The organism is Haloarcula terrestris (genome assembly GCF_031624315.1).
Taxonomy (GTDB): domain Archaea; phylum Halobacteriota; class Halobacteria; order Halobacteriales; family Haloarculaceae; genus Haloarcula; species Haloarcula terrestris.
This window is the reverse complement of record NZ_JAMQOM010000029.1, coordinates 1-9892: the sequence shown is the minus strand read 5'-3', so window position 1 is coordinate 9892 and position 9892 is coordinate 1. Positions and strand designations below refer to the sequence as shown.

The window sequence follows — 9892 nt, the reverse complement described above, 5'->3', positions numbered from 1 at the left end:
CCGTGCGTGCGCGAAGCTGGTGGCTCGAATTCCGTGAAATCATCCTCAAAGCCACCGTCTACAACCTTCGTCGGAGCGTCCGATATCCGTGAAATCCAGCGCAGTGTATCGAAACTACAGAGCCGAATTTAGGTATCTTGAAAAGCGATGCCCCCTGAATCACAGCCTTCCAATCCAGCAGTTCACACTGTCCAATCGTCTGATGGAACGAGCATAGCATACGAGAGTGAAGGGAACGGCCAGCCGTTGATTCTCCTCCACGGCGGATCCGGGACCCGACGGGCGTGGGACACTCTCAGGCCGTATCTTGTCAACGAATTCAGCTTGTACGTCCCGGATCGGAGAGGACGAGGTGACAGCAGTGACGGTGATGATTATAGCCTTGCCCGCGAAGCAGCGGACCTCCGAGCGCTTGTTGACGCTGTCGGTGAAACTCCAGTTGTATTTGGACACTCGTTCGGTGGACTCGTTGCTCTCACAGCCGCACCCGAGATCGCCATCGACCGTCTCGTACTGTATGAACCACCCGTATTGGTGGACGAACACAGCGATGACGATTTAGCTGCTCGAATGGAAGCTCGTCTTGAAGCCGGTCAGCGACAGGCCGCAATGCGACTGTTCATTGAGGAGAATGGATCAGTTTCTGATGTTTCCCAGTTGCCCTGGTGGCCCGAAGAGGCAAATCTCCACCTCACTGAGACCGTGATCCGGGAGAACTACGAGGTCGAAGCGTTTGACATATCCGATGTGCCAGGCATAGATATTCCAGTAGTACTCCTGACTGGTGAGCAGAGTCCGGATCATCTTCGTGCCGGTGTCACTGCTTTGGACGATCATCTCGATAGGAGCCACCTCATCGAAATGGAGAATGTAGGGCACGTCGCCACGGAAACAGCCCCGGAGAAACTCGCTTCTCTCATCAAATCACGGACATAGGCCGTTTTCTACGAACACAGAACCGTATTGAAGATTTGTTGTGCGTCTCTTTGATAACATTGGTCTTCGGAGAGACAGCGTTCAGAGAACAGAGATTATTTGCTTTCTGTAGTGAGCGACTGATTTGATTCGAACTCGCCAACTCGACAGTGCGACATACGCGCCCTGCATCTTGCATACCAGTACAGATACCATTCTTATCTGGTGGTTTCTTCATTGATCAGTTCGCAGTCTTATTGAGCAGGTAGTTCAGCCAACGCAGTAAGCACAAAACTCCATTCACAGCGGTAGCGAGCCCCAATTTTGTGTTCCTCTGGCGGGTGAGAGGATGTCTCGAAACATGTCCTGCCGTCGTTCGGAAGACCTGTCTCAGCCAACCATCCCGAGGTTCGTCGAGTCTATCGCGACGACTGTTCGAGGACAGCCCGACAGTGCCGATGTTCAAGCAGTTGTCCTCCGTGCGGTGGCCCGGCGCTCAGACAGCATTGCCTTGCCGGATGTACTCGAACTTCGCTCGCTCTTGGACGTCGACGGTGAGCAGGCAGTCACGCTAGAGCAACAGATCATGAGCATCATCAGCGCCATCGAAGCCGAACTCGCCGGTTGGGACCGGCTGGATGTCGCTGCATGAACGCAGCAGGGACGGCCACATTGGGTGATTTCAGCGCTGGTGGCCCACGCTCAGATGCGCTGATTGACAAGCAAAGCGCGGCACAGGAGGCTGCCGTCGGTGAGTGGGAATTTCTCGCCGTTGGCAACGATACGATCGGGTGGCACATCCCCGACAACGGAGCAACAGTCCTGCTCAAAGGTGGCGACGACGGCTGGACGCTCGAACGGGCGACCAAACTGGTCGGGACGCGAGGCTCACTCGATGCTGGTCTGGATCTCGCCACCTCGTACATGGCAGATCGACCGGAGGGAGCCTCGACATGGCGATGATCGAGCGCGTGAGTTGGCAATGTGAAGAACGCCAGCGAGTTGCGTCCGCACGCGCCCGGTTCTGGTGGTCGATTGAACCCCACAAAGTCGGGTTCTGGGAAGTTGTCGACAAGACGCTTCTGGTTAACAACCTGGGCTGTCGGTACAGGTGCAGGACGACACTCAATGACTTACCGGAGGGGGATAGATGAGCGACCCAATTCTTGATGAACTCCCTCCAGAGCGGTTGTTGGACGCCGACCATCTCCAGCCAATCGTCGCCGGCATCAACTGTATGCACTCAATCGAGACAATCCAGCAGTATCTCGCCTACGAGAATCAGCATGAAAACCGGACGCCGATCCAGTGTCGCCTTCGAGAGCGGGCACGCGAGATCCGTCGCGATGAATCAGGTACCGAGGAGCGAGCCGACGCGTAATTTCTGTGCCCCAACAAGTGAGGGGCGTCCCATTGAAGGCGCTCTGCCTACCGATATGACCGAGAACAAGACAGAAGAGACGGCTGTACAGCAGTACGACAACTACCCCGACCCTGACGCTATCGTTCATTTTGACGATGCCTCTGAGGAACTAGTCAAGCTGATTGCGGAGACGTTGGAGACGTCCGAGTTCCTGTCGACCTCTCGCGACGACCTGCCCGAAACGACGCTGCTCGTTGAGGAGGTCGAAAATGAGTGACGACCAGCTGTTCATCGTCGTGGAGGGTGTCGGGCCAGCAGACTTTCCTGAGAACGAGGCGAGTTCCAACAAGCAAGACGAGGCCGTTGCTCTCGCGAACGATATCCATGACCTGATTCGTGAGGAGTACGGCAAAGAGGAGATCGAGGGCGTCATCCCAGTACTCAATCTCGACGCCCACGAGCAGATACAGGCATCCGAACTCTGACAGGCAGCGAAAAGGGAGTTTCTTTAACCATGATACTGGCAGCAGCGTCTGCTCAGTACGTGTGCAGATTGAACAAAAGGTCTGCGGAGGACCAATATGTAACTGCATTACTCAAAATCAAAAACAGGCATCTGAAGACGATTGCCCCCTTTTCAATAACTATGGTACAGTTCAAACTTTTTGAATCTGAACCACCGTCTGCTAATGAAGAAGTTGCGCGGCTACGCCTGCGTATGAGCCATCAATCACTTCAAGAATTGCAGAAAAAAAAAGATAGTCACGTGGAGCAAGGACAAAGACGTTGTACGAAAGGGGAAACGGTTTGATGAGGCGTGGAACAAAGTCTGTCGAAAAGCCGTAAATCGGTGACTCAATCATCTGTACTGACCACTCCTGTCCGAAAATAGAGTTGCGCCTTCACAAGCTCTAATCGCCGAATTTTCTGCGCCCCAGCGGGATGAGGGGCGTCCCACAGAGGGCGTTCCGCCTGTCATTCATGGCTACCACAGAATCCCGTAGCGACGCCAGCAGCATCGACGAGAGTGAAATAGAGGAGGCTGGCCCGAACAACCGGACCGTTCGGGCGCTGACCGAAGTGATGACCGTGTTAGACTCGATTGGTCGGGCACGAAACGCCGATGGCCTCTTCCTAGTCAACTCCGGGTCTGGCTCAGAGTATCTTGTCGACACTCGAACAGGGAGTTGTGAGTGTAAGTGGAAGCAGTTCAACCCCGGCGAGGAGTGCAAGCACCAGAAGCGAGTCGCCTTCGCGACCGGCGAGCGGCCCATCCCGCAGTGGGTTGACGACGACGCTCTCGATGACCAGTTTGGACTACACGTCGACGGCGAACCACGGAAAGCGGTCGCTGACGGCGGAGTCATGCAGGTCCGGTTCGATGACGGCGGCGTCACGGACCCCAAAGAGGACCCCTTGGCTGTCTCTTCTGAGGACGAACCACGCACGAAACGAGCGAAGCAGGAAGATATTGACGTTTCCTTTCTCGCAAAGCCCGGTCGCTACGAGGTCCATTCGGCGTCAGATAGCCGGTACGAGGTCGACGTGCTCGAAGAGACGTGCAGTTGTCCCGATGAGGCCGAGCGATGCAAACACCGTCGCCGGGTCGAGATCGAGATCGAAGCTCAGCGAGTCCCCCGACCGGATGGGAAACTGCCAGACGCCTAACCGGGGGCCGCAGTGTGTTTTCTGACCCTCTGGTCAGGTGAGAGGATGTCTCGAAATATGTCTTCACAAACTGTCCAGACAGCGTTGTCTGCAGCTACGCCGGGCTGTCCCGAGTGTGGCGGCACGCTCGACAGTAGTGGCCGAGAGACGCACTGCGAGGACTGTGGCCTGGTGACCGACCAAGACCAGATCGACCGCAAGCCAGAGTGGCGGACGTATGACAAGGAGGAACAGCAGCGGACGGGAGCGCCCCGGACAGCCACTCGCCACGACCGGGGACTGTCGACGAACATCGGAAGCGTCGATAGTGTAGACATCTCTCCGAGACGGCGCCGACGGCTTGCTCGCCAGCGGTGGCTTCACGGTCGGACGAAGTTCGATAGCAAGCGCGACCGGAATCTTGCCCATGGACTCGGCGAAATCCGACGCATTACGAGTGCGTTGTCTGAGACCCGGTCGGTGAAAGAGCAGGCATCCACGCTCTTTCGAGAGGCTCAGAACGAGGCCCTGCTGGTCGGGCGCTCGATTGAGGGCGGTGCAGCGGCCGCTGTCTACGCTGCCTGCCGATGCAATGGCCTGGTGAGGATGGATACGGTGGCTACGGTTGCACGGTGTTCAGACTCACATATCTGGAACTGCTACCGGACGTTCTTGGTGGAACTCGAACTTCCGATCCCAGTTCCGCTCCCGGTGGAGTGGGGGGCGAGGATTTGTTCAGACCTCCCCTTCGACATTGCTCCGGACATTCGTCAGCGGGCACTCGAACTGGCAGAACAGGAAACCGAGTCCGCCGAGATCAACGGACGACCAGACGGTATCGCAGCCGGTGCTCTTTACCTTGCTGGCCGGGAGTCAGATACCCGACTCACACAAGCGACAATAAGTGAGACGGTGGATTTGCATACAAAGACGATCCGTCTGTGGTTCCAGCACATCGAGAAGCACATGGCTGAGTGACCTCTCGCGACGGGCTGTTTTGTGCTTCTCGGGTAGCTGAGAGAAATCCAACAATGAGCAGTGGCTACCGACGTGGAAAGCATGGATCGAAAGAGCGAAAGTGGCGTTGGACAGACAAAACCAAGAATCAATCGCTGCCCCAATCGTGGGCTGACAACGGTCGTATAGAATCTCCCGACAACGGTGAGGTCAAACTGTATGCCATTCAGTGGCGGGCTGGTCTCCTGCTTGAATGGGTAGTTGATACCCGAACTGGCACATTGCTTGAAGGGCCACTCAGCGAGCAGCCGGGGATTCGTACTCTATATGTCACTGCTGACGGTGAGCACGCCCTCGTCCAAGAGTGGGAAGCACGGGAGACAGAGGGCAACTGGAAGCCTCCGAAAGAGTTCGCCAGCGTCGTTGCGAAGCGCTCCGATGAAACTGACGCTGTTCAGGACTCCACTCAGGACTACTACTGTCGCTCAGTTGAGGGTCTATACGATCCGTAACGGTTGTTATGAATCTAGGTTCTCTACTCGTGAAGGGAGAAGAGATGGATCCAATCACAGACACCACCCTGAATCCACTTTCGGTATCTGTGTACCCACCCCCATCCCCACCCCCATTCGGTGCAGGCATTGTCCGGCACTTTCACCTTTACTCCGGCAGGCATGCTTCTATCAGGAGGGCCACGCGATGAGCAATCATGCAGGCTGATAGCGAGGGGCTCGCCAGTCCACCAAGTAGCGACAAGGACAAGATAGTCGAGATTTCGATCGATCTCCTCTGCAGAGAGTACGAGCACCATGTCCGGGGCATCACCCCCTGACAACTTAGCCTAATCGTCGGGTTGATCCACCAATTCGACCGTCTCGCTAGGCAGTCACCATGCTCACTGAAACAGCTGATCGGTTTCGTAGACTTCTGTTCTGGGGACGATTGAGGAATATGGACACACTCGTCGTCAACGGGAGAGGCCGTCTCGTCAGCTGTCGATTTGTAGCTTGTCTGAGCCCAACGAGTGTTCGGCTCTCACCTACGACAATGTACATATCTTAATGTACGCACATCCACATTCTCCGCTGTGCATCGCGTAATGCTCGACACCTGGCTCGAGGGATGCCCGCTGGGACGGGTAACTGCGAGACACGATGTGGCCTTGACCACGCCATATTGGAATGTCTCGCCGGAAACGGGCCAATGTGACCTCTGGATTGAGGCCGCCTCCGACGACCGAGCACAGCTAGAGGGTGGTATTCGGGCACTTAGGGACGCTGACGCGGTAGCGTACTTCGAGTTGAAACGAAAACGCGGCTCGCGGGCGACCGCTCGCGTGTTGTTGGATGAAACGGTCGCAATCGAGACTGTCCTGGAAAACGGAGGAGCGGTGATCGGTCCCTTCACTGATATCGATGGCAGAGAGCGCTGGCATCTCGGATTCACAGACCACGATGCCATCGACACCGCACTCAATCAACTTGATCGCCGTCACGAGTTCACGATAGTCGAACACACGGCCCTCAACGACCGCAGGGGCCCCAACGTCTTCCAAAACTTCGATGAGGCGACTGCGCTACTTGACGGGTGCGCACAGCTCACAGAGACCGAAGTGCAGGTCCTTCAAACGGCGGTCGCACATGGGTATTACGAGACGCCGCGGGACGAAACCCTTGCGTCGCTTGGCGACCGGTGCGGGATCTCAGATGTCGCCGTTTCGAAGACGCTCCGCCGAGCGGAACGCAAGCTGCTCGGAGCGGCGGTCACCGCACTCGATAGCCTCAACAAGCCAGTAGACGACCCCGACGATGGGATCGACGGTTAGGATACTAACCTGCCCGTTCACCGTACTGGAAGCGCTCTCTCTACGTAATGGATAGTGTGGCTGGATCAATCGACCGCACACAGTGTCGAAGCGTCTTCAGTGACTTGAGATGACGGGGACGATACTCGCACCCCGGTATCGTACCGCCGGTTTGTTCGTGCTTCTGGCGGCGGTGTGGGGCGGGACGTATCCGGCGGTAACCGTCGGTCTGGAGTCGTTTCCACCGATTCTGTACGCTGCGCTTCGTCTGGATGTCGGCGCACTTGTCCTGGTTCTGTACGTGGGGCGAACACAAGACTATTGGCGGCCACGCAGCACTCGCGACTGGGCTGCAGTGCTTTCAGGTGGTCTCCTGACGCTGGCTGGCTACAGTATCCTCCAAAACATCGGTCAACAGACCGTTCCGAGCGCAATCGCCGCCGTCCTCACTGGACTCATTCCGATACTGACTATCGGATTCGCGAAGGTGTTCCTCCCGGAGGAGAGCTTTGGGCTGACTGAACTGGTCGGCGTCGGGTTCGGATTCCTCGGACTGGCCGTGATCACTCGTCCTGACCCTGCAAATCTACTTTCGGGCAACACCGTCGGGCAAGTGGTGCTGGTGCTCGGAGCCGCGTCGTTTGCGCTCGGTGGCGTTCTCACGCAGCGAGCGGACCCCGAGATGCCGTTTCCCTCGCGAACCGCGTGGGCGATGGTCGTCGGGGCCGTATTTACGCACCTTGCCAGCCTTGCCAGCCCGAGCGAATCGGTGAGACTCGTTCGGTGGTCCGTCGAAGGGCTTCTCGGACTCGCCTATCTCGGCGTGTTCGTGAGTGCAACCGGCTATCTGCTGTACTTCTATCTTCTCCCGCGGCTCGGATCCGTCGAACTCAACCTTGTCACGTACGCAACCGCGATGTTCGGAACGGTGTTCAGCTGGCTTCTGTTTACCGAGCCGGTAACTGCAAGTACCTTCTTCGGCTTTTCACTCGTCATTCTCGGGTTCATGCTTCTCAAATGGGAGAAGATATACAACGAGTATCAGAGACGGCGGCACGGAATCGAAACAAAGTGAAGAATGGTCATATCCTACCAAGGTAATGGGATACGGTAAAGCATCTGTAACCGTCGAAATAGGCCGGATTGATGGTGGGTTTTGCATTGAGGGTGATGGACCTGCTATCCCAGCTGATATTCTGGACGAGGTGATCGAGTTGCCGTGGCCACAGATAGACAAATAACCCTCTCGTTTACCTAAAGGAGGGATTGAGCTGACGTTAGATTGCAGTCACCCGAGTAACGTCATTGTCGAGCGCCTGTGCGTCTTCAGGGAGCAAGGCGACCACGAGATACTCAGCGTAGTCTTCAAAGTAGTCGACGAGCTGAGCGATTCGGTCTGAATCGATCGCTTCCAGCGAATCCACCAGCATGAATGGCACTGTCTCGTGAAGATCGTGGACGAGATAACCTGCCAGTGCAAAGATCAGTCCCGTGACCTCACGTTCACTCTCACTCAGATGTTCAATCGTATCTTCGTAGGCGGCTCCATTTTCGGTCGTCCTAACGATATGGAGGTCAAACGCTGTCTTCTCGACTTTTCGTCGCCCTTCACGTACTGTCTGTTCGACACGCTCGATCCAGATCCGGTCGAGGTTTTTGTAGTCCAGAATTCCCAGCATCGCCTCCATGTGCTCGTTGAACTCCTCGACCGCTTCGGCTTCGATCTGGTCGATCTTTGTCCGTTCATCGGCCAACTGGTCAGCCAACTCCTCGCGTTCTTCTCGGAGGTCTTCGGCACGGTCCAGCATTTCCTCGATCTCTTCGAGATCTGATTCGAGACTGTCGATTTCAAACTCCAGTTGGTTGGCTTCTTTGTGAAGCGAGAGCACCTCGTCGAAGTCCTCGGATTCAAGATCGTCGACCTCGGCTTCGAGTGATTCGACGTTCTCGGTGAGTGCCTCACGTTCGGATTTGAGCGCTTCAAGTTGGTCTTCACGGCTCTCCAGTTCAGTTTCGATGTCTGCAAGGTTGCGCTCGATTTCCTCACGCCGGTTCTGTTGTTGTTTAGCCTCGCGCTGGCTAGCTTTCAGATCCTCAAGTTCAGATTTGACCTCGTTAAGTTCCTGCATCAAGTCCTGCCGGCGTTCTCGGAGACGTTCAACAGTGTCCTCAATCTGGTCGCGTTCGACCATTGAGCCACACGTCCAACAGGTGATGTCATCGTCACCGTCAGCAAGCAGTTCGTCGGTTGGCGAACCGCTGGACTCAGACTGGTCGGCTACATCGAGAGTATCGAGTACCTCGTAGTCCTCTTCTGCCAGTCGTTCTTCGTTGTACTGGATGAGGCTCTGGAGGTCCGAAATCTGGGAGTTCAGCGTTTGGCGTGTTTCTCGGAGGGTTTCGATTTCGGTTTCGAGATGTTGGTGATCTCCCATCGGCGTCTCAGGCAGGTCCGCAAGATCAGCTTCGAGATCACTACGCTCCTGTTTGAGTGACGTGATACTCTGGGTTTGGTTCTCGATCTGGCGGCGAGTCGATTCAAGTTCTGAGTGTGTTGCGCGGAGTTCGTCGAGCTTTGATTCTAACTCTTCCTGTTCCTGCCGACCTGTCTCGATATCACGATTACTTTCCTCAATTTCATTTTCTTTCGTCTCAAGTTCATCCTTTTTATCCTTTATCTGCTCCTGTATCTGTGTTCGTTGTTGTTCAAGTTCGGGGATATCTGTTTTTCTATCCTCGATAGTGGTTAGTTTATCATTTGTCTCGTCCTTTCTCTCTTCTAATTCGCGGATTCGATTTTTAATATCACCGACATCGACAGGACGCATGATAATCTCACGAAGGTCGTCACCACGAGCGACAGACCGTCGCGCTTCGTTGGTTTCGAGGAGGAACGCGAAGAGTTCCGCGACTTCGGGATCGTCGATGTAGCCGTCGCCATCAACAGTGACCGAATTACCTGCACGGGTGAGCGTCCGTTCGTAGGTGTCGCCGTTGAAGGTGAGTTTAACATATCCTTCCTCGGCGTCACCTTTGAGTGTCGCCTGATTGCTTCCCATAGCAGCTATAATCGATTGGAGGGCCGTGGTGAATCGCCAGACGTAGCTTGATTTCACTGTTTCAGAGATTGCTTGATGTTGTGAACTGCACACATCAGGACAAGTTCACGAAATTCACCGTACCAACTTCGCGCACGCACGGCGTCG

At 55.6% G+C, this 9892-nt stretch carries 11 protein-coding genes and 3 pseudogenes; 12 read left to right on the top strand and 2 right to left on the bottom strand.

The window, feature by feature from the left end; all coding sequences use genetic code 11:
• From NDI54_RS21315 to NDI54_RS21260, 12 genes and pseudogenes are all read left to right on the top strand, one after another.
• A pseudogene (locus tag NDI54_RS21315) lies at window positions 1-92 on the top strand (IS5/IS1182 family transposase); the annotation flags it as partial.
• 55 nt (window positions 93-147) lie between these two features.
• Window positions 148-936 carry an alpha/beta fold hydrolase gene (locus NDI54_RS21310; RefSeq protein ID WP_310898320.1) on the top strand — a complete coding sequence of 263 codons (789 nt, stop codon included), beginning with the start codon at window positions 148-150 and terminating at the stop codon, window positions 934-936.
• 340 nt (window positions 937-1276) lie between these two features.
• Window positions 1277-1567, top strand: coding sequence for a hypothetical protein (locus tag NDI54_RS21305; RefSeq protein WP_310898319.1), 291 nt, complete (start codon window positions 1277-1279; stop codon window positions 1565-1567).
• A complete protein-coding gene (locus NDI54_RS21300; protein ID WP_310898318.1) occupies window positions 1564-1878 on the top strand; it encodes a hypothetical protein in 315 nt (104 codons plus the stop codon). The genes NDI54_RS21305 and NDI54_RS21300 overlap by 4 nt, the downstream gene beginning before the upstream one ends.
• A gap of 187 nt (window positions 1879-2065) precedes the next feature.
• A complete protein-coding gene (locus NDI54_RS21295) occupies window positions 2066-2296 on the top strand; it encodes a hypothetical protein (protein WP_310898317.1) in 231 nt (76 codons plus the stop codon).
• Between the two features lie 55 nt (window positions 2297-2351).
• The gene (locus NDI54_RS21290; RefSeq protein ID WP_310898316.1) at window positions 2352-2555 is read left to right on the top strand and encodes a hypothetical protein; all 204 of its coding nucleotides are present in this window, start codon (window positions 2352-2354) and stop codon (window positions 2553-2555) included.
• Window positions 2548-2763, top strand: coding sequence for a hypothetical protein (locus NDI54_RS21285; RefSeq protein ID WP_310898315.1), 216 nt, complete (start codon window positions 2548-2550; stop codon window positions 2761-2763). Before NDI54_RS21290 ends, NDI54_RS21285 begins: the two co-directional genes overlap by 8 nt.
• 29 nt (window positions 2764-2792) lie before the next feature.
• Window positions 2793-3089 carry a hypothetical protein gene (locus tag NDI54_RS21280; protein ID WP_310898314.1) on the top strand — a complete coding sequence of 99 codons (297 nt, stop codon included), beginning with the start codon at window positions 2793-2795 and terminating at the stop codon, window positions 3087-3089.
• Window positions 3090-3259: 170 nt separating this feature from the next.
• Window positions 3260-3946, top strand: coding sequence for a hypothetical protein (locus NDI54_RS21275; RefSeq protein ID WP_310898313.1), 687 nt, complete (start codon window positions 3260-3262; stop codon window positions 3944-3946).
• A 57-nt stretch (window positions 3947-4003) separates the two neighbouring features.
• Window positions 4004-4903, top strand: a complete 900-nt coding sequence (locus NDI54_RS21270) for a transcription initiation factor IIB (RefSeq protein WP_310898312.1) — start codon at window positions 4004-4006, stop codon at window positions 4901-4903.
• Between the two features lie 1066 nt (window positions 4904-5969).
• Window positions 5970-6707: a helix-turn-helix domain-containing protein gene (locus NDI54_RS21265; protein ID WP_406600219.1), complete on the top strand. Its 738-nt coding sequence runs from the start codon at window positions 5970-5972 to the stop codon at window positions 6705-6707.
• Window positions 6708-6816: 109 nt separating this feature from the next.
• Complete coding sequence (locus NDI54_RS21260; protein WP_310898310.1) at window positions 6817-7761, top strand: DMT family transporter; 945 nt, start codon at window positions 6817-6819, stop codon at window positions 7759-7761.
• Between the two features lie 202 nt (window positions 7762-7963).
• On the opposite strand, the pseudogene NDI54_RS21255 reads toward NDI54_RS21260, so the two are convergent.
• Window positions 7964-9775: pseudogene (locus NDI54_RS21255) on the bottom strand (archaea-specific SMC-related protein); the annotation flags it as partial.
• Window positions 9776-9798: 23 nt separating this feature from the next.
• Window positions 9799-9892, bottom strand: a pseudogene (locus tag NDI54_RS21250) (IS5/IS1182 family transposase); the annotation flags it as partial.

Bases quoted from the DNA above. Each gene is read 5' to 3' on its own strand.
- NDI54_RS21310 (WP_310898320.1), top strand. From the start codon at position 148: ATGCCCCCTGAATCACAGCCTTCCAATCCAGCAGTTCACACTGTCCAA.
- NDI54_RS21305 (WP_310898319.1), top strand. From the start codon at position 1,277: ATGTCCTGCCGTCGTTCGGAAGACCTGTCTCAGCCAACCATCCCGAGG.
- NDI54_RS21300 (WP_310898318.1), top strand. From the start codon at position 1,564: ATGAACGCAGCAGGGACGGCCACATTGGGTGATTTCAGCGCTGGTGGC.
- NDI54_RS21295 (WP_310898317.1), top strand. From the start codon at position 2,066: ATGAGCGACCCAATTCTTGATGAACTCCCTCCAGAGCGGTTGTTGGAC.
- NDI54_RS21290 (WP_310898316.1), top strand. From the start codon at position 2,352: ATGACCGAGAACAAGACAGAAGAGACGGCTGTACAGCAGTACGACAAC.
- NDI54_RS21285 (WP_310898315.1), top strand. From the start codon at position 2,548: ATGAGTGACGACCAGCTGTTCATCGTCGTGGAGGGTGTCGGGCCAGCA.
- NDI54_RS21280 (WP_310898314.1), top strand. From the start codon at position 2,793: ATGATACTGGCAGCAGCGTCTGCTCAGTACGTGTGCAGATTGAACAAA.
- NDI54_RS21275 (WP_310898313.1), top strand. From the start codon at position 3,260: ATGGCTACCACAGAATCCCGTAGCGACGCCAGCAGCATCGACGAGAGT.
- NDI54_RS21270 (WP_310898312.1), top strand. From the start codon at position 4,004: ATGTCTTCACAAACTGTCCAGACAGCGTTGTCTGCAGCTACGCCGGGC.
- NDI54_RS21260 (WP_310898310.1), top strand. From the start codon at position 6,817: ATGACGGGGACGATACTCGCACCCCGGTATCGTACCGCCGGTTTGTTC.